The organism is Pseudomonas sp. DNDY-54, assembly GCF_019880365.1.
In the GTDB taxonomy this organism is placed as follows: domain Bacteria; phylum Pseudomonadota; class Gammaproteobacteria; order Pseudomonadales; family Pseudomonadaceae; genus Stutzerimonas; species Stutzerimonas stutzeri_P.
In genome coordinates this window covers 917607-936071 of record NZ_CP082271.1, presented here as the reverse complement: position 1 = coordinate 936071, position 18465 = coordinate 917607, and the positions used below count along the sequence as shown (strand labels likewise).

Sequence of the window (18465 nt, the reverse complement as noted above, 5' to 3'; positions counted from 1 at the left end):
CGTTCAGAGATGGCGAACCTCGACGATCTCAAATTCGACCAGCCCACCCGGGGTCTTCACCACCGCGACATCACCCTCCTCCTTGCCAATTAGAGCGCGTGCAATAGGCGAGCCTACCGAAATCTTGCCTAGCTTGATCTCTGCTTCGTCTTCACCAACGATCTGATAGGTGACACGCTCATCGGTCTCGACGTTGGCGATCTCAACAGTCGTGCCGAATATCACTTTGCCGGTGTGCGGGATGCTGCTGACATCGATGACCTGGGCGTTCTGCAAACGCCCTTCAATGTCACGAATCCGCGCCTCGACCATGCCCTGCTGTTCACGCGCAGCGTGATACTCGGCATTTTCCTTCAAGTCGCCCAATTCACGCGCTACGCCGATGTCGTGACTGAGCTTTGGGCGAAGCACCTTGGTCAAGTGATGGAGCTCTTCTTCCAGAGCGCGGGCACCCTGGACTGTCATTGGGTATTTAGTCATGCCTTGATTCCTGCATGGAGATCCTGCAAACGACGCACGGTTTTCTCAGGACCGAATTTCAGCGCCTCACAGATGGCCTGCCCACCCGCCAGCGTGGTGGTGCAGCAAATCTTGTGCTGCAGAGCGTTACGACGGATCGAGTAGGAATCAGCGATCGACTGACGCCCCTCGGTGGTGTTGATGATCAGGGTAACTTCATCGTTCTTGATCATGTCAACAACGTGCGGACGACCTTCGGTAACCTTGTTCACCCGGCGCACTGGCAGGCCTGCTGCCTCGATGATCTTGGCGGTGCCAGCAGTGCCCACCACTTCGAAACCGAGTTCGATGAGATCACGCGCGACCTGAGCGACGTGAGGCTTGTCATCGTCACGCACGCTGATGAATGCACAGCCGCTGTTAGGCAGAATTTCACTGGCGCCCAACTGCGCCTTGGCAAAGGCTTCAGCGAAGCTGTCACCGACACCCATCACTTCACCGGTCGACTTCATCTCTGGACCGAGGATTGGGTCAACGCCTGGGAACTTGGCGAACGGGAAGACCGCTTCTTTCACGCTGTAGAAGTTCGGGATGATTTCTTCGGTCAAACCGACTTCGGCCAGCGTCTTGCCCGCCATGACTCGCGCAGCAATCATCGCCAGCGACACACCAATGCACTTGGAGACGAATGGAACGGTACGCGAAGCGCGCGGGTTCACTTCGATGACGAAGATATCCTCGCCTTGCACCGCCATCTGCACGTTCATCAAACCGACAACGCCGAGCTCCAGGGCCATTTTCTTGACCTGGTCACGAATCTCGTCCTGGATATGCGCTGGGAGCGAGTACGGGGGCAGCGAACAAGCGGAGTCGCCGGAATGCACGCCCGCCTGCTCAATGTGCTGCATGATCGCGCCAATCACCACATGCTCGCCGTCGCACACCGCGTCGATATCGACTTCGATGGCGCAGTTGAGGAAGTGATCAAGCAGTACAGGACTGTCATTCGAGACTTTGACCGCCTCACGCATGTAGCGGCGCAATTCTTCTTCCTGGTAGACGATTTCCATCGCCCGGCCGCCCAACACGTAAGACGGACGTACCACCAGCGGATATCCAATAACCTTGGATGCAGCCAGCGCCTCTTCCTCGCTTCGCGCCGTTGCGTTCGGGGGCTGACGCAGGTTCAGCCGCTCGACCATCTGCTGGAAGCGTTCACGGTCCTCAGCACGATCAATGGAGTCCGGGCTGGTACCGATGATCGGCACGCCAGCTTCTTCCAACGCACGCGCCAGTTTCAGGGGCGTCTGGCCACCGTACTGGACGATCACGCCCTTGGGCTGTTCGACACGCACAATTTCCAGCACGTCCTCCAGCGTGACCGGCTCGAAATACAGACGATCCGAGGTGTCGTAGTCGGTCGAGACGGTTTCAGGGTTGCAGTTGACCATGATGGTTTCATAACCGTCAGCACGCATCGCCAACGCAGCATGTACGCAGCAGTAATCAAACTCGATGCCTTGACCGATTCGGTTGGGACCACCGCCGAGAATCATGATCTTGTCGCGGCTGGACGGATTGGCCTCGCACTCTTCCTCATAGGTCGAGTACATGTACGCCGTATCCGTGGCAAATTCGGCAGCACAGGTATCGACGCGCTTGTAGACCGGCAGGACCTTGAGCTTGTGACGATGAGCCCGCAAGTTCTTTTCAGTAACGCCGAGCAGTTTGGCAAGCCGGGCATCGGAAAAGCCTTTGCGCTTGAGCTTGTACATGACGTCGCGATCAATGCTGGATAGACCCATGGTCTTGATCCGCTCTTCTTCCTTGATCAGGTCTTCGATCTGAACCAGAAACCACTCATCGATGCGCGTCAGCTCGAACACTTCTTCGACCGACTTGCCTGCACGGAACGCATCAGCGAGATACCAGATACGGTCCGCACCGGGGACAGTGAGTTCACGCTTGAGCGTGCTCTCGCTTTCCGGATCAGCCAGGTCGAGCTTCGGATCGAAGCCGGAGACACCCACTTCGAGCCCGCGCAGCGCTTTCTGCATCGACTCCTGGAAGGTACGCCCGATCGCCATGACTTCACCGACCGACTTCATCTGCGTTGTCAGGCGCGCGTCGGCCTTGGGGAATTTCTCGAAAGCAAAACGCGGGATCTTGGTGACGACATAGTCGATTGCCGGCTCGAAGGATGCTGGAGTGCGGCCACCCGTGATGTCGTTCTGCAGCTCGTCGAGGGTGTAACCCACAGCAAGTTTTGCGGCGATCTTGGCGATCGGAAAGCCGGTGGCCTTGGAAGCCAGCGCCGACGAACGCGATACGCGCGGGTTCATCTCGATCACGACCATGCGGCCGGTGTCCGGACAGATACCAAATTGCACGTTGGAACCGCCGGTTTCAACGCCGATCTCACGCAGTACCGCCAGGGAGGCGTTGCGCAGGATCTGGTATTCCTTGTCGGTCAGGGTTTGCGCCGGCGCTACGGTGATGGAGTCACCGGTGTGCACGCCCATCGGGTCGAAGTTTTCGATGGCGCAGACGATGATGCAGTTGTCCTTCTTGTCACGGACCACCTCCATCTCGTATTCCTTCCAGCCGATCAGCGATTCGTCGATCAGCAGCTCGCTGGTCGGCGACAGATCGAGGCCGCGAGCGCAGATCTCTTCGAACTCTTCGCGGTTGTAAGCAATGCCGCCACCGGTGCCCCCCATGGTGAACGAGGGACGAATGATGCAGGGGAAGCCGACCTTCTCGAGCACACCGTAGGCTTCGTCCATATTATGGGCGATGCCGGATACCGGGCAGGCCAGCCCAATGTTTTTCATCGCCTTGTCGAAGCGCGAACGGTCCTCAGCCTTGTCGATCGTGTCGGCGTTGGCACCGATCATCTCGACGCCAAACTTTTCCAGAATGCCGTGCTTTTCCAGATCCAACGCACAGTTCAGTGCGGTCTGTCCGCCCATGGTCGGCAGCAGCGCGTCAGGGCGCTCCTTCTCGATGATCTTGGCCACGGTGGCCCACTTGATCGGCTCGATGTAAGTCGCGTCAGCCATGGCCGGATCGGTCATGATCGTGGCCGGGTTGGAGTTGACCAGAATGACGCGGAACCCTTCCTCGCGCAGTGCCTTGCACGCCTGAGCGCCGGAGTAATCGAACTCGCACGCCTGGCCGATGACGATCGGGCCAGCGCCGAGGATCAGGATGCTTTTGATGTCTGTACGTTTTGGCATGGTCTCTCTCGAATTCTGTGCTCGGCGAACTTAGCGGCGCTTGGCCATAGCATCGATGAAGCGATCGAACAACGGCGCCACATCGTGCGGGCCGGGGCTCGCTTCAGGATGACCCTGGAAGCTGAAAGCGACTTTGTCTGTGCGCTCGATTCCCTGCAGCGTGCCATCGAACAGCGACTTGTGCGTCGCGCGAAGATTGCTCGGGAGGGTGGCTTCGTCCACAGCGAAGCCGTGGTTCTGGCTGGTGATCATCACCACACCGGTATCCAGATCTTGTACCGGATGGTTAGCACCATGATGGCCGTTCGGCATTTTCACCGTTTTGGCACCTGAAGCCAGTGCCAGCAGTTGATGCCCAAGGCAGATACCGAATACCGGAATATCGGTCTCAAGCACTTCCTGGATCGCATTGATTGCGTAGTCGCAAGGCTCAGGGTCCCCTGGACCATTGGCCAGGAATATTCCATCCGGATTCAACGCCAGCGCTTCGCTTGCAGTTGACTGCGCCGGGAGCACCGTGACGCGGCAACCGCGGGCGACCAGCATGCGCAAGATGTTGTACTTCACGCCGTAGTCAAAAGCGACGACATGGTAAGGCAGCTCGCTGGCCGGAATTTCGGCATGCGTGTCGTCCTTCAGGCACCAGACGCTGGAGCGCCACTCGTAACGCTCCTTGACGCTGACTTCCTTGGCCAGATCCATGCCCTTGAGCCCAGGAAAGCTCCGCGCCAGCTCCAGCGCCTTTTCTTCGGTGGCGTCTGCCCCCGCCAGAATACAACCGTCCTGAGCGCCCTTTTCTCGAAGAATTCGGGTCAATCGACGGGTATCGATACCGGCGATGGCAACGGTACCGTTGGCTTTGAGGTAGTCAGGAAGGGATTGCTTTTCGCGCCAGTTGCTCGAGGTAAGCGGCAGGTCGCGGATAACCAAGCCTGCAGCCCAGACCTTCCACGATTCAGCATCTTCCGGCGTGGTGCCGGTGTTGCCGACATGCGGATACGTGAGCGTGACGATTTGCTTGGCGTAGGAAGGATCGGTGAGGATTTCCTGATAGCCGGTCATGGCGGTATTGAACACCACCTCACCAACGGTTTGCCCATCGGCGCCGATGGAGTCGCCGTGAAAGATACTGCCATCGGCAAGGGCCAAAATGGCTGGCGTAAGGGCTGGCTTAGTCAAGAGACCTCCCAAAGATCAAGGCTGAAGCAGGCGCAGATTGTAAAAAAGCGGGATGACGTGTGAAGTCATCCCGCTTTTTGTTTGAGTCATTCTGCGCAACTTTTAGTGGACACACTAAAACGGGAAGCTTACAGAAAACGCCTTTTGAGGTCCAGCCGAAATCGGCCCGAACGCAACACCGTGGCCTGTTAGCGCAACCCGAGCACGTCCTGCATGTCGTAAAGACCCGCCGGCTGCTGCTCCAACCATAACGCGGCGCGCACGGCGCCTTTGGCGAAGGTCATGCGACTGGAAGCCTTGTGCGTGATCTCGACCCGCTCGCCCTCGGCAGCAAACAGCACCGTATGATCCCCGACCACGTCACCCGCACGAATGGTCGCAAACCCGATCGTATCGCGCGCACGCGCGCCAGTTTGGCCTTCGCGACCGTAGACAGCTACTTTCTGCAAATCCCGACCGAGCGCTTCGGCGACCACTTCACCCATGCGCAACGCTGTGCCCGAGGGCGCATCGACTTTGTGCCGGTGGTGCGCTTCGACTATCTCGATATCGACCTCGTCACCTAAAACCCGCGCGGCGGTGTCGAGCAGCTTCAGACACAAGTTCACACCGACGCTGAAATTGGCGGCAAAGACGATCGGGATATCCCTCGCCGCCGCAGCGAGTTTTTCCTTCTCCTCAACCGTGAAGCCGGTCGTGCCGATCACCATCGCTTTGCCCGCGCGACGGCAGACGTCAAGATTCTTCAACGTCACGGAGGGGTGGGTAAAGTCGATCAGTACATCGAACTCCTCCGCGACTTTCGCCGCGTCGCCGATCAGCGGAACACCAAGCCTTCCAATGCCTGCCAACTCACCCGCGTCCGCCCCGACCAAGGTGCTGTCGGGGCGATCAATCGCGGCAGTAAGCCCGGCGGCACCGCCTGTCTGCTGGACGGCTTCGACTAACGTTTTACCCATGCGCCCGGCGGCGCCCATCACTGCTATACGTCGCATACGAACAGCTCCACGCTGCAAGCCTCAAGCTGCAGCGGCCGGCTTCGGGTAGCCAACCGCCTGCGCCTGCTGCTGAGTTAAAGATCGCCGAAAAAGCGCTTCATGCCCTCGAACCAGCCGCTGGCCTTTGGCGAGTGGGAGCTGTCGCTCTGCAGCGTCTTTCGGAACTCGTCGAGCAGCTCGCGCTGACGCTTGCCGAGATTGACCGGCGTCTCGACCGCAACCCGACACAACAGATCGCCTGCCGCACCGCCGCGAACAGGGGCCACACCCTTACCGCGTAGACGGAACTGTTTGCCCGTCTGGGTTCCTTCGGGAATCTTCAGCTTTACGCGACCATCGAGCGTGGGCACTTCAAGCTCACCGCCCAATGCTGCGTCAGCGAAGCTGATCGGCACTTCACAGTACAAATGCTTGCCGTCGCGCTGGAAGATCGGATGCTCGCGTACGTTGACCACAACATAGAGATCGCCCGCCGGACCGCCCTGCGCACCCGCCTCGCCCTCGCCGGTCAGGCGAATGCGGTCGCCGGAATCGACACCTGGCGGCACCTTGACCGAGAGCGTTTTCTGCTCTTCGACGCGACCCTGCCCATGGCAGCTGCCACAGGGGTCCGAAATCATCTTGCCGCTGCCATGACAGCGCGGGCAGGTTTGCTGTACCGAGAAGAACCCCTGCTGCATGCGCACCTGGCCGATGCCGCCACAGGTGGTACAGGTGACAGGGCTGGTGCCCTTTTTCGCGCCCGAGCCATCACAGGTCTTACACTCAGCCAGCGTCGGCACACGGATCGTCACCGTCGTGCCGCGCACGGCCTCTTCCAGATCCAGCTCAAGGGTGTATCGCAAATCACTGCCGCGCTGAGCGCCACCACGGGAACTGCCGCGCCCACCGGCGAAGAAATCGCTGAAGACGTCGCCAAAGATGTCGGAGAAGTTGGCACCGCCATAGGCACCACCTGCACCCGCGCCCATCTGCGGGTCGACGCCAGCATGACCGTATTGGTCATAGGCTTGACGCTTACCGGCGTCGGACAACACTTCGTAAGCCTCGTTGGCTTCCTTGAACGCGTCTTCTGCAGCTTTATCTCCGGGATTACGGTCCGGATGGTGCTTCATCGCAAGGCGGCGATAAGCCTTCTTCAGCTCCGCCTCGCTGGCGCCGCGTTCGACACCCAGCACTTCGTAATAGTCACGTTTGGCCATAGTTTTCCTGAACCTTCAAATTCGTACCCTCCAGACACGCCAACGCGGGAGCAAGCCCCCGCGCGGCGATCAAGCCCGTTGCGGCAATGCCGCGGCGGGTGGGAGCGAAGGGAGCCACCGCCGTGCGGCCGCTCCCTCCCCCCTGGTCTTAGGGCGCATAAGCCGCAGCTTACTTGTTGTCCTTGACCTCTTCGAACTCGGCATCGACAACGTCGTCGCCGGCCTGGCCGTTCTCAGCAGCTTGCTCGCCCGCACCGCCCTGAGGCTGCTCGGCGTACATCTTCTGCGCCAGCGGCGTAGAGGCCTGGGATACCGCAGCGATCTTGGCTTCGATCTCGGCCTTGTCGTCACCCTTGATAGCGACCTCCAACTCGCCGATAGCTTTCTCGATGCTGGTTTTGTCTTCCTCGGTAGCCTTGTCGCCAGCTTCGGTCAGCATCTTGCGGGTCGCATGGACCAGCTGATCGCCTTGGTTACGCGCCGTAACCAGCTCCTCGAACTTGCGGTCTTCGTCCGCATTGGCCTCGGCGTCACGCACCATTTGCTCGATTTCTTCCTCGGACAGACCGGAGTTGGCCTTGATCACGATGGACTGATGCTTGCCGGTGGCCTTGTCCTTAGCTGATACGTGCAGGATGCCGTTGGCGTCGATGTCGAAGGTCACTTCGATCTGTGGCACGCCGCGTGGAGCCGGCGGAATCTCGGCCAGATCGAAACGACCCAGCGACTTGTTCTGCGCAGCCTGCTTGCGCTCACCCTGCAGAACGTGAATGGTCACGGCGCCCTGGTTGTCATCAGCGGTCGAGAAGACCTGCGACTTCTTGGTCGGAATCGTGGTGTTCTTCTCAATCAGCGCCGTCATCACACCGCCCATGGTTTCGATACCCAGGGTCAGCGGGGAGACGTCGAGCAACAGCACGTCCTTGACGTCACCAGCCAGAACGGCGCCCTGGATGGCAGCGCCCATGGCAACGGCTTCGTCCGGGTTCACGTCCTTGCGCGCTTCCTTGCCGAAGAACTCGGCGACCTTCTGCTGCACCAGCGGCATACGAGTCTGGCCGCCCACCAGGATGACGTCGTCGATCTTCGACACATCGATACCGGCATCCTTCATTGCCATGCGGCACGGCTCGATGGTGCGCTGCACCAGATCCTCAACCAGGGCTTCGAGCTTGGCGCGTGAAATCTTCACGTTCAGGTGCTTCGGACCGGTCGAGTCGGCAGTGATGTACGGCAGGTTGACGTCGGTCTGCTGGCTGGAGGACAGCTCGATCTTCGCCTTCTCGGCAGCTTCCTTCAGGCGCTGCATCGCCAGCGGGTCACCCTTGAGATTCATGCCGGTTTCTTTCTTGAACTCGTCGACGAGGTAGTCGATCAAGCGGATGTCGAAGTCCTCACCACCGAGGAAAGTGTCACCGTTAGTGGCTAACACTTCAAACTGGTGCTCACCATCAACTTCGGCAATTTCGATAACCGACACGTCGAAGGTACCGCCGCCCAGGTCATAAACGATGACGGTGTGGTCGCCCCGGGCCTTGTCCATGCCATAGGCCAGCGCAGCCGCAGTCGGCTCGTTAATGATGCGCTTGACGTCCAGACCGGCGATACGGCCAGCGTCCTTGGTCGCCTGACGCTGACTGTCGTTGAAGTAGGCAGGAACGGTAATAACCGCCTCGGTCACTGGCTCGCCGAGATAGTCTTCAGCAGTCTTCTTCATCTTCTTCAAGATTTCGGCAGAGATCTGCGGCGGGGCCATCTTCTGACCGCTGACTTCCACCCAAGCGTCGTTGTTATCCGCCTTGACGATCTTGTACGGGACCATCTGGATGTCTTTCTGCACGACTTCTTCATCGAAACGACGACCGATGAGTCGTTTGACCGCGTACAGGGTGTTGTGCGGATTGGTGACCGCCTGACGCTTGGCGGACTGACCGACCAGGATTTCGCCATCATTCGCGTAGGCGATGATCGACGGTGTGGTGCGGCCGCCTTCGGCGTTCTCGATCACCTTGGCCTTGCCGTTTTCCAGGATGGAGACACAGGAGTTGGTCGTTCCCAGGTCGATACCAATAATCTTGCCCATATATTTCTCTCCGAACTTTTGATTGGTCCGCGCCTGTTTACCGGCTGCGGGTAACACAAAAACGCTTGGCTACCAGATGGGGGCCAGAAGCCGAAATTCAAGCCTTCTCATCAATCGAAGGCGGAGTTTCTGCAGGTGCCTTGCTGACAACCACCATCGCCGGCCGCAGCAAACGACCGTTGAGCAAATAGCCCTTCTGAAACACCTTGAGCACGCTGCCGGGCTCGGCATGGGTACTTTCTTCCATGGCCATCGCCTGATGATGCTCGGGATTGAACGGCTCGCCGTGCGGGTCGATCGGCGTCAGCTGATGGCGCGCTAGCGTGTCGAGCAGCAGTTTGAGCGTCAGCTCAACACCGTCACGCATCGGCTTGACGGCCTCGTCATCAGCGCTGGACAGTTCCAGACCGCGCTCCAGGCTGTCAGCGACTGCGAGCAGGTCACCCGCAAACTTTTCCAACGCAAACTTGTGTGCCTTTTCAACATCCTGCTCCGCACGGCGACGAATGTTTTGCAACTCCGCCGCCACTCTCAGGGACTGGTCCTGCGCAGCCGCGAGCTGCTCTTCCAGCGATTGCACACGGGCGGCCAGATCTTCCGCAACGTCGGCTTGCGCGCTGTCGTTCTCTTCCGGGGTCTGGGTGTCCAGGTTCTGCTCGTCGGCCATGCGATCCTCCTCGTCAATACTTCAGCGGGCAGTCATCCCGCGCTTGTGCGGCTATATGGGGGCGACAATCCAGGCTTCAAGGGTGACCGCGACAACAGCATTCCTTTCGAAGGCCATTAATTGGGCAGCGCGCTTTGTTTACATACCGGCCATATAGAGCCGCTTGTGACGCCAGGCGAAAGCACTGTATAAATACCCAGTCGCCGAGTAGGAGCCCTGCCATGCTGATCCATCTGTCCGTTCACAACTACGCCATCGTTGAGCATCTCGACTTGGAGCTGAAACGCGGCATGAGCGTAATCAGCGGCGAAACAGGGGCCGGCAAATCAATCATGCTCGATGCTCTTGGATTAACGCTTGGCGATCGCGCCGACAGTAGCGTGGTCCGCATCGGGGCGGATAAGGCGGATATTCTCGCCAGCTTCGATCTGGATGATATTCCGGATGCACGTGCCTGGCTGGCCGAGCGGGATCTGGACAACGAGGGGCCATGCATCCTGCGACGCGTGATCACAGCGGAAGGTCGCTCACGTGGTTACATCAACGGCACGCCCTGTCCGCAAGGCGATCTGAAGGCGCTTGGCGAGCTATTGATCGACATCCACAGCCAGCATGAACATCAATCGTTGCTCAAACTCGACACCCACCGCCGCCTGCTAGATGAATACGGCGGCAGTCAGGATCTGGCCCGCCAGGTGCAATTGGCAGCGCAGCGCTGGCGGCAAACGCGACAGACGCTGGAGCGCCTGAGCAACACTAGCGATGAACAGCGAGCCCGCCATCAGCTTCTCAGCTACCAGCTCGAAGAACTGGAAACGTTGGCGCTGGGTGAAAACGAGCTGGAACAGCTGGAGCATGAGCATAAGAACCTTGCTAACGCTGAGCATCTGCTCGGCGCCTGTCGCCAGGTCATCGACTTATGCAGTGAGAGCGATGCCGGTAACGTCCTGTCCGCGCTGACCTCAAGCTTGCAGCGGCTCACGGGATTTCAGAACCAGCCCGGCGCACTCGGCGAGGCGGTCAACCTGCTGTCCAGCGCACAGATTCAGGTGGAAGAAGCCGTCGGCGAACTGAATCGATTCCTCGACCACTTCGACTCCGATCCGCAGCGCCAACAGGCTCTGGAAGAACGCCTCGACAGCATCTACACCCTCGCACGCAAGCATCGGGTACAGCCGCAGGAGCTTCCTGCCTTGCAACAGAGCCTGTTCGAAGAGCTGGAAGGCCTGAATGCTGACGATGACGCGCTGGAGCAGTTAGGCGAAGAACTCGCCGCTTACGCTCATCATTATCAAGAAAAAGCCGAGGCACTGAGCGGTGCCCGACAGCAGGCAGCCGAGTCGCTGGCGGTTGCCGTTGAAACCGAGATACAACGGCTGGGCATGCCTGGCGGCAGATTCAGCGTTGTACTTAAACCCACGACAGCAGGTGACCTGATGCCGCACGGGCTGGAGCAAGTGGAATTCCTCGTCAGCGCCAACCCGGGGCAGCCATTGCGGCCATTGGCAAAGGTGGCATCTGGCGGCGAGCTGTCGCGCATCAGCTTGGCGATCCAAGTGATCACGGCGCAGACGTCGCGCACCCCGACACTGGTATTCGACGAAGTGGATGTCGGGATCGGCGGCCCGACAGCCGAAGTGGTGGGTCAGCTGCTACGCCGGCTCGGTGAACGTGGCCAGGTGCTTACCGTGACCCACCTACCTCAGGTAGCAGCGCAGGGGCACCATCATCTGTTCGTACACAAAGCTCGCGGACGTGACGAGACCCACACGGCGGTGGCAGCCCTGGAAGGAAGCGAACGCGTTGAAGAAATCGCCCGAATGCTTGGCGGAGTGGATCTGACCGAGCAGGCGCTCGCCCACGCGCGGCAGATGATCGGTTCAGCGCAGGCCTGATCGGCACAAAAAAGGCGACCCCAAGGTCGCCTCTTCCATTTTTCGGCATCGACAATCAGTCGGCCTTTTTGCGCACATACAGCACTAGATTGTGATCAACCAGCTCGTAACCGTGGCGCTTGACGATCTCTTTCTGCAGCTTCTCGATCTCGGAATCGAAAAACTCGATCACATCACCACTGTCGACACAGACCATGTGGTCGTGATGGCCGCCGTCAGCCAGCTCGAATACGGCATGGCCGCCATCGAAATTATGCCGGACCACGAGACCGGCCGCCTCGAACTGAGTCAGCACTCGATACACGGTTGCCAGACCGACGTCCTCGCCGGCTTCCATCAGCGCCTTGTAGACATCTTCAGCGCTCATGTGACGCTGGTCGGTTGTATCCAGCATTTGCAGGATCTTGACCCGAGGCAGGGTAACTTTGAGGCCAGCTTTGCGTAGTTCGCTATTTTCAACCATGGTTGGCTTTCTCGCTGCTGCTGTTTCGCAGCCTCCTTCAATACGGGTATGATCCGGGCTTTGCCCAGCCAAGATAGTGGAAGTCACCTACCGATGCAAAACACCAAGCTCATGCTGTCCAGTCTCACACTTGTGGGCCTGTTCGCACTCGCCGGTTGTTCATTCCCCGGGGTTTACAAGGTCGACATTCAACAGGGCAATGTCGTTACGCAGGACATGATAGACCAGTTGCGCCCGGGAATGACCCGTTCGCAAGTGAGGTTTATCATGGGCAGCCCGCTGATCACCGATACCTTTCATGCAAATCGCTGGGATTACCTGTACAGCATTCAGCCAGGTGGGAGCCAGCGCCAGCAGGAACGAGTCAGCCTGATCTTTAACGCCGACGACCAATTGGCAGGCCTGGCAGGCGACTTCAAGCCCGGCGTCAGCCGCGACGAGGCCATTCTCGGCACCGAGGCTCATACGACCGAAGCGCCTGTCCGTACCGAGCCAGAGACGCCTGAACCCGGCTCGTTGCTTGAGCAGATTCAGCGCGACGTCGACGCCGCCGAGCCAGTTCCGGTCCCAACGCCTGATCGCCTGGAAACAAACTAGGTACGCGCAGACAAGCAAAAGCCCGGCATGCCGGGCTTTTTTTGACTCTGTACTAACTAAGCAGACGATCCGCCTACCTTGTTTTGCGCCGCCCGGGCCGCACGCTGCTTACGCACTTCCTTTGGATCTGCGATGAGTGGTCGGTAGATCTCCACGCGTTCGCCCTCCTCCAGCACGCGCTCGTCCGGCTTGGGGATCGCCTTGCCGAAGATGCCAAGCGGCGAAGTGCCGAGGTTCAGCCCCGGAAAGAAATTATCCATTCCCGAACGCAGCGCCGCCTCGCGTACGGTCGTGCCTTGCGGCACCGTCAGGCGCAACAATTTCTGCTTGTCGGCCAAGGCGTAAACGACCTCCACCGCGATAACCGGCTTATCCATATAGCTGCTTGGCCCGGTCGCAGAACGCGTCGACCAGCGTGTTAGCGGCCTGGTTGAACAGAGGTCCAAGGGTGGCGCGGACTATTGGCCCTGCGTAGTCGAACGTCAGATCGAGGCTGATCTTGCAGGCTTTTTCGCCCAGCGCCTTGAACTCCCAGACCCCGTGCAAATGGCTGAAAGGGCCCTCCTCCAGCGTCATCTCGATACGCTTGCCGTCCTGCAGCTCGTTGCGCGTAAGAAAGCGTTGGCTCATGCCGGCTTTGGCCACCGTCATACTCGCCTGCATCTGGGTGTCGCTGCTGGACAGGACTTCGGTTGCCGAACACCAAGGCAGAAACTGCGGATAGCTGGCCACGTCATTGACCATGTCAAACAGCGCTTTCGCCGGATAGGGCAGCAGTGCCGAGCGTTGGATATGGGTCGTCATTCAGTCCTTCTACTTCGTCATTCGACAATCGGCAGACCACAACCGCAGCCGGGAGGCCACCGAGAGCACGCGGAATAAAGCCAGTTCAGCAGTGACGCGAGCCACGGGCTTGAACTGACGTCAAGATGGCACATTGTCGGGGATAAGCGCAGCCCTCTCAAGTTTCGCACTGTCGCAGCGTGCTGGTTATCGCCAGCCGCAACGCGACTCCCTATAATGCGCAGCCTATGGCCAAACAGAAGAAACAGTCCCCTGGGACCATCGCGCTAAATAAGAAAGCGCTACACGACTACTTCATCGAACAGAAATTCGAGGCCGGCCTCGTTCTGGCCGGCTGGGAAGTGAAAAGCCTGCGCGCCGGCAAGGCACAACTGGTCGACAGCTACGTTTTGCTCAAGGACGGAGAAGCCTGGTTGATGGGGTGTCATATCACGCCTTTGACTACGGCCAGCACCCACGTCATTGCCGACCCGACCCGGACCCGCAAGCTGCTGCTGAACAAGCGAGAGCTGGGCAAACTGTTCGGGGCCGTGCAGCAGAAAGGATACGCTTGCGTCGCACTGTCGATTTACTGGAAGAAGCATTTGATCAAGTGCGACATCGCGCTGGGCAAGGGCAAGAAAGAGTTCGACAAGCGTCACACCGAGAAGGAGCGCGACTCCGATCGTGAAATCCAGCGCGCCATGCGCACCAAAGGCAAGGAAGACTGATCCTGCCTTCGCATGAGCGCGCCGGACGCACTACCCGGCCCGCTCGCCACCCCCGACCCGTCGCCAATCACGCGTCTGCTGACTTTTCCGCCTTGCCCTGCCGCCGCTGCGCGCGTGCCAGCCGTTGCGCCTCTTGCTGCCCCTCGGCGAGCACTTCCTGCACATAGCTGATATGGCGATGGATCACGTCCCGTGCGTCATCGGCCCGGCGGGCAATGATCGCGTCATACAGCTCCTGATGCTGGCGCATGAGCATATTGCGGGTCTCATCGCGTAGCGCATACATGCCACCAATATTGGTCACGACGTTGCGCTTGAGCAGATCGAACAGGCCACGAATCGTGTGGAGTAACACTGCGTTGTGGCTGGCTTCGGCGATGGCGAGATGGAAGCGCGCATCCGCGGCGCCCTCCTCGGCCCGTGTCACAACCCCCTCACGCCGATAGCAGTCCTGCAGATCTGCGAAGGCCTCACCGAGCCGCTGCTGATCGACATCAGTCGCCCGCAGTGCAGCGTAATAGGCGCAGCTTCCTTCCAGCGTATGGCGAAACTCCAGAAGATCACGCTGCGCATCGGCGTTGTTTTCCAGCAAGTGCAACAGCGGATCACTGAACGTCGAGCCAAGGGATTCAGCCACGAAATTGCCCCCACCATGACGACTGACCAGCAGTCCCTTCGCAGCGAGCTTTTGGATCGCCTCTCGCAACGAAGGGCGGGACACACCGAACTGCTCGGCCAACACCCGCTCCGCCGGTAAGCGCTCGCCGGCCCTGAGCGTCCCTTCAAGGATCATGGTCTCGAGCTGCTCAACGATGTTATCGGCCAGCCTTCGCTGACGCACGACACCCACTTCCATAAGCCGCCTCGACTGGTTTGACCACTGAACGCCGGTCAGCGTAGCCACGCCTCCGACGCATCGCAACTAACGCCGTTGCGACGAAAGTCTATAGCTAGCTAATTGACGCAGCGGCGAACGACCTCTTACGCTGGCCGGACTCTAGCTTTAATTGGTATTACCAATTTACAAAGCCTGAGCTCAAACAAGAAGAGGACTACTTAATGCGGTCTCCAGCGTTCTGCCAGTCACAGGTCCAGCCGGGCCCTCATCCGAACCCAATGATCCTGGGAGCCCGAAATGTCTAACGGACTGCTCGCTCTATTCGCCTTCACCCCGATCCTGCTTGCTGCCGTCCTGCTGATTGGCCTGCGTTGGCCCGCCAGCCGCGCCATGCCGGTCGTATTTCTGTTCACAGCCGCCATCGGCCTGTTCATTTGGGACATGAGCGTCACCCGAATTCTCGCCTCGACGTTACAAGGTCTGGTCATCACGATTGGATTGCTGTGGATTATCTTCGGCGCGATCCTGCTGCTGAACACCCTGAAACACTCCGGCGGCATCACCGCCATCCGGGCCGGCTTCACCACCATCAGCCCCGACCGTCGCATTCAGGCGATCATCATCGCCTGGCTGTTCGGTTGCTTCATTGAGGGTGCGTCTGGCTTCGGCACTCCCGCCGCTATCGCCGCCCCGCTGCTGGTTGCGGTCGGATTTCCCGCGATGGCCGCCGTCCTGATGGGCATGCTGGTACAGAGCACACCGGTGTCGTTCGGCGCGGTCGGCACTCCCATCGTGGTTGGCGTGAACAGCGGTCTGGACACCGCAACGCTCGGCGCACAGCTGGCGGCGCAGGGTTCGAGCTGGGAACTGTTCCTGCAACAGATCACCAGCAGCGTTGCGATCACCCATGCAATCGTCGGCACAGTGATGCCGCTGATCATGGCGATGATGCTGACGCGTTTCTTCGGCAAGGAGAAAAGCTGGAAAGCGGGTTTCGAAGTGCTGCCATTCGCCCTCTTCGCCGGCCTCGCGTTCACCCTGCCCTACGTTGCCACCGGCGTGTTTCTCGGCCCTGAGTTCCCGTCGCTGCTGGGAGGTCTGGTCGGTCTGGCTATCGTGACAACGGCCGCTCGCTTTAACTTTCTGGTACCGAAAACACATTGGGATTTTGCCGACGCGAAAGATTGGCCAGCCGAGTGGATTGGCACCATCGAGATGAAGCTCGACGATCTTGCCGCACGCCCAATGAGCGCATTTCGCGCCTGGATGCCCTATGTACTGGTGGGTGCAATCCTGGTCATCAGCCGCGTCTTTCCGCCGGTTACTGCTGCCCTGAAGTCAGTGTCCATCGCATTCGCCAACATCCTTGGTGAGACCGGCGTCAGCGCCAGCGTCGAGCCGCTGTACCTGCCTGGTGGCATTCTCGTCGCTGTCGTGCTGCTTACCTTCTTCTTGCATGGAATGCGTGCCGCCGAGCTTAAAGCGGCCGTGAAGGAATCCTCCAGCGTGCTGCTCAGCGCCGGCTTCGTGCTGCTGTTTACCGTGCCGATGGTGCGCATCCTGATCAACTCCGGCGTCAACGCCGCTGATCTGCCGAGCATGCCGATTGCCATGGCGCGCTATGTCGCCGATAGCGTTGGCGGCATCTATCCGCTGCTGGCCCCTTCGGTCGGCGCGCTAGGCGCGTTTCTCGCCGGCTCGAATACTGTCAGCAACATGATGTTCAGCCAGTTCCAGTTCGGCGTTGCCCAGTCGCTTGGCATCTCGGGCGCGATGATCGTCGCGGTTCAGGCTGTCGGCGCCGCAGCGGGCAACATGGTCGCGATACACAACGTCGTCGCCGCCTCCGCAACGGTTGGGCTGCTGGGTCGCGAAGGCGTCACCCTGCGCAAGACCGTTTGGCCTACTCTGTACTACGTGCTGTTCACCGGCGTGATCGGCATGGTCGCCATCTACGTGCTGGGCGTGACGGACCCACTGGTCGGCGTCTGACACTGCACCACCCGTGCCCCGATGATCTCGGGGCACGGTCGTTAGGAAATACGTCGGGCATCAGGCATTACCTTCAACGCCGGAGCTGGGCAAAGCCAGACCGATAACCAAGCATCCCGAGACTTACCTCGTTCAACCGGTGAGAACAACGATGATTATCTCTGCCTCCACGGATTACCGCGCTGCCGCAAAACGCAAGCTGCCGCCGTTCCTGTTCCACTATGTTGATGGCGGCGCCTACGCTGAATACACGCTGCGGCGCAACGTTGACGACCTCGCCAGCATCGCCCTGCGCCAGCGCGTGCTACGCAACATGTCGGAACTCAGCCTGGAAACCCAGCTGTTCGGCGAAACCCTGTCGATGCCGGTCGCGCTAGCCCCGGTCGGCCTGACCGGCATGCTCGCCCGTCGCGGTGAAGTCCAGGCTGCTCGCGCCGCCGACAAGAAGGGCATCCCGTTCACGCTGTCCACCGTATCGGTCTGCCCGATCGAAGAAGTCGCGCCTGCAATCAAGCGGCCGATGTGGTTCCAGCTTTATGTGCTGAAAGACCGCGGCTTCATGAAGAACGCCTTGGAGCGTGCCAAGGCCGCTGGTGTTACGACGCTGGTCTTCACCGTCGACATGCCCACGCCCGGCGCCCGCTACCGTGACGCCCATTCGGGCATGAGCGGCCCGAATGCCAACATGCGCCGCATGCTGCAAGCCATGACCCACCCGTTCTGGGCCTGGGATGTTGGCCTGCACGGTAAGCCGCACGATCTCGGCAATATCTCCAAGTACCGCGGAAATCCCACGGGACTCGAGGACTACATCGGCTGGCTCGCAGCTAACTTCGACCCTTCGATTTCGTGGAAGGATTTGGAGTGGATTCGCGAGTTCTGGGACGGCCCGATGGTGATCAAGGGCATTCTCGATGCCGAAGACGCGCGTGACGCCGTCACCTTTGGTGCCGACGGCATCATTGTGTCCAACCATGGCGGTCGCCAGCTCGACGGCGTGCTGTCCAGCGCCCGCGCCATGCCGGCCATTGCCGACGCGGTCAAGGGCGACCTGAAGATCCTCGCCGACTCCGGCATTCGCAGCGGACTGGACGTGGTCCGCATGATCGCCCTGGGCGCCGACACCGTGATGCTTGGTCGCGCCTTCGCCTACGCACTGGCGGCAGATGGAGAAGCAGGCGTCGCCAACCTGCTCGACCTCATCGAAAAGGAAATGCGCGTGGCGATGGTGCTGACCGGTGCCAAGTCCATCAGCGAAATCACCACCGACTCGCTGGTTCGCGAGCTGGGCCAGTACCAGACCACCAAACACGTCGAGTAAGCCTCACGCGGCCGCGCG

Annotated in this window: 16 protein-coding genes; 5 read left to right on the top strand and 11 right to left on the bottom strand. The window is 59.8% G+C overall.

All coding sequences use genetic code 11. The features are described 5' to 3' along the window. Positions 1 to 3 precede the first annotated feature (3 nt). The 7 genes from greA to grpE form a co-directional block, all read right to left on the bottom strand. Complete coding sequence (greA, locus tag K4O48_RS04435; RefSeq protein ID WP_222910872.1) at positions 4 to 480, bottom strand: transcription elongation factor GreA; 477 nt, start codon at positions 478 to 480, stop codon at positions 4 to 6. Next, the gene (carB, locus tag K4O48_RS04430; RefSeq protein WP_222910871.1) at positions 477 to 3698 is read right to left on the bottom strand and encodes a carbamoyl-phosphate synthase large subunit; all 3222 of its coding nucleotides are present in this window, start codon (positions 3696 to 3698) and stop codon (positions 477 to 479) included. The genes greA and carB overlap by 4 nt, the downstream gene beginning before the upstream one ends. A 30-nt stretch (positions 3699 to 3728) precedes the next feature. Next, entirely contained in the window at positions 3729 to 4877 is a 1149-nt protein-coding gene (gene carA, locus K4O48_RS04425; protein ID WP_222910870.1) for a glutamine-hydrolyzing carbamoyl-phosphate synthase small subunit, read from the bottom strand. A gap of 188 nt (positions 4878 to 5065) precedes the next feature. Further along, complete coding sequence (dapB, locus tag K4O48_RS04420) at positions 5066 to 5872, bottom strand: 4-hydroxy-tetrahydrodipicolinate reductase (protein WP_222910869.1); 807 nt, start codon at positions 5870 to 5872, stop codon at positions 5066 to 5068. A 77-nt stretch (positions 5873 to 5949) separates the two neighbouring features. Further along, positions 5950 to 7077 (bottom strand): molecular chaperone DnaJ, encoded by a 1128-nt coding sequence (gene dnaJ, locus K4O48_RS04415; protein ID WP_222910868.1) that lies wholly within the window; start codon positions 7075 to 7077, stop codon positions 5950 to 5952. A 169-nt stretch (positions 7078 to 7246) separates the two neighbouring features. Then, positions 7247 to 9160 carry a molecular chaperone DnaK gene (gene dnaK / locus K4O48_RS04410; protein WP_222910867.1) on the bottom strand — a complete coding sequence of 638 codons (1914 nt, stop codon included), beginning with the start codon at positions 9158 to 9160 and terminating at the stop codon, positions 7247 to 7249. Between the two features lie 97 nt (positions 9161 to 9257). Continuing rightward, on the bottom strand, positions 9258 to 9827 hold the full coding sequence (grpE, locus tag K4O48_RS04405; protein WP_222910866.1) for a nucleotide exchange factor GrpE: 570 nt from the start codon (positions 9825 to 9827) through the stop codon (positions 9258 to 9260). Positions 9828 to 10048: 221 nt separating this feature from the next. Between grpE and recN the strand changes: the two genes are divergently transcribed. Beyond that, on the top strand, positions 10049 to 11722 hold the full coding sequence (gene recN, locus K4O48_RS04400; protein ID WP_222910865.1) for a DNA repair protein RecN: 1674 nt from the start codon (positions 10049 to 10051) through the stop codon (positions 11720 to 11722). Positions 11723 to 11777: 55 nt separating this feature from the next. Here the strand turns inward: recN and fur are convergent, their stop codons facing one another. Beyond that, positions 11778 to 12185: a ferric iron uptake transcriptional regulator gene (gene fur, locus K4O48_RS04395; protein ID WP_222910864.1), complete on the bottom strand. Its 408-nt coding sequence runs from the start codon at positions 12183 to 12185 to the stop codon at positions 11778 to 11780. A 93-nt stretch (positions 12186 to 12278) separates the two neighbouring features. Here fur and K4O48_RS04390 point away from each other — a divergent pair, with 93 nt between their 5' ends. Further along, entirely contained in the window at positions 12279 to 12782 is a 504-nt protein-coding gene (locus tag K4O48_RS04390) for an outer membrane protein assembly factor BamE (RefSeq protein WP_222910863.1), read from the top strand. Positions 12783 to 12838: 56 nt separating this feature from the next. Here the strand turns inward: K4O48_RS04390 and K4O48_RS04385 are convergent, their stop codons facing one another. Then, a complete protein-coding gene (locus tag K4O48_RS04385; protein ID WP_222910862.1) occupies positions 12839 to 13159 on the bottom strand; it encodes an RnfH family protein in 321 nt (106 codons plus the stop codon). Then, positions 13152 to 13586 (bottom strand): type II toxin-antitoxin system RatA family toxin, encoded by a 435-nt coding sequence (locus K4O48_RS04380; RefSeq protein ID WP_222910861.1) that lies wholly within the window; start codon positions 13584 to 13586, stop codon positions 13152 to 13154. Before K4O48_RS04380 ends, K4O48_RS04385 begins: the two co-directional genes overlap by 8 nt. A gap of 227 nt (positions 13587 to 13813) precedes the next feature. On the opposite strand from K4O48_RS04380, the gene smpB reads away from it, so the two are divergent. Next, positions 13814 to 14296 (top strand): SsrA-binding protein SmpB, encoded by a 483-nt coding sequence (smpB, locus tag K4O48_RS04375; RefSeq protein ID WP_019340344.1) that lies wholly within the window; start codon positions 13814 to 13816, stop codon positions 14294 to 14296. Between the two features lie 67 nt (positions 14297 to 14363). On the opposite strand, the gene K4O48_RS04370 is transcribed toward smpB, so the two are convergent. Continuing rightward, positions 14364 to 15152: a GntR family transcriptional regulator gene (locus tag K4O48_RS04370; RefSeq protein WP_222910860.1), complete on the bottom strand. Its 789-nt coding sequence runs from the start codon at positions 15150 to 15152 to the stop codon at positions 14364 to 14366. 279 nt (positions 15153 to 15431) lie between these two features. Between K4O48_RS04370 and K4O48_RS04365 the strand changes: the two genes are divergently transcribed. Both K4O48_RS04365 and lldD read left to right on the top strand, forming a co-directional pair. Then, entirely contained in the window at positions 15432 to 17126 is a 1695-nt protein-coding gene (locus K4O48_RS04365; protein ID WP_222910859.1) for an L-lactate permease, read from the top strand. A gap of 151 nt (positions 17127 to 17277) precedes the next feature. Then, positions 17278 to 18447, top strand: a complete 1170-nt coding sequence (gene lldD / locus K4O48_RS04360) for an FMN-dependent L-lactate dehydrogenase LldD (protein ID WP_222910858.1) — start codon at positions 17278 to 17280, stop codon at positions 18445 to 18447. Positions 18448 to 18465 lie beyond the last annotated feature (18 nt).

Excerpts from the sequence above, each read along its gene's own strand:
- greA (WP_222910872.1), bottom strand. The coding sequence starts at position 480 with ATGACTAAATACCCAATGACAGTCCAGGGTGCCCGCGCTCTGGAAGAA.
- carB (WP_222910871.1), bottom strand. The coding sequence starts at position 3,698 with ATGCCAAAACGTACAGACATCAAAAGCATCCTGATCCTCGGCGCTGGC.
- dapB (WP_222910869.1), bottom strand. The coding sequence starts at position 5,872 with ATGCGACGTATAGCAGTGATGGGCGCCGCCGGGCGCATGGGTAAAACG.
- dnaJ (WP_222910868.1), bottom strand. The coding sequence starts at position 7,077 with ATGGCCAAACGTGACTATTACGAAGTGCTGGGTGTCGAACGCGGCGCC.
- dnaK (WP_222910867.1), bottom strand. The coding sequence starts at position 9,160 with ATGGGCAAGATTATTGGTATCGACCTGGGAACGACCAACTCCTGTGTC.
- grpE (WP_222910866.1), bottom strand. The coding sequence starts at position 9,827 with ATGGCCGACGAGCAGAACCTGGACACCCAGACCCCGGAAGAGAACGAC.
- recN (WP_222910865.1), top strand. The coding sequence starts at position 10,049 with ATGCTGATCCATCTGTCCGTTCACAACTACGCCATCGTTGAGCATCTC.
- fur (WP_222910864.1), bottom strand. The coding sequence starts at position 12,185 with ATGGTTGAAAATAGCGAACTACGCAAAGCTGGCCTCAAAGTTACCCTG.
- K4O48_RS04390 (WP_222910863.1), top strand. The coding sequence starts at position 12,279 with ATGCAAAACACCAAGCTCATGCTGTCCAGTCTCACACTTGTGGGCCTG.
- K4O48_RS04385 (WP_222910862.1), bottom strand. The coding sequence starts at position 13,159 with ATGGATAAGCCGGTTATCGCGGTGGAGGTCGTTTACGCCTTGGCCGAC.
- K4O48_RS04380 (WP_222910861.1), bottom strand. The coding sequence starts at position 13,586 with ATGACGACCCATATCCAACGCTCGGCACTGCTGCCCTATCCGGCGAAA.
- smpB (WP_019340344.1), top strand. The coding sequence starts at position 13,814 with ATGGCCAAACAGAAGAAACAGTCCCCTGGGACCATCGCGCTAAATAAG.
- K4O48_RS04370 (WP_222910860.1), bottom strand. The coding sequence starts at position 15,152 with ATGGAAGTGGGTGTCGTGCGTCAGCGAAGGCTGGCCGATAACATCGTT.
- K4O48_RS04365 (WP_222910859.1), top strand. The coding sequence starts at position 15,432 with ATGTCTAACGGACTGCTCGCTCTATTCGCCTTCACCCCGATCCTGCTT.
- lldD (WP_222910858.1), top strand. The coding sequence starts at position 17,278 with ATGATTATCTCTGCCTCCACGGATTACCGCGCTGCCGCAAAACGCAAG.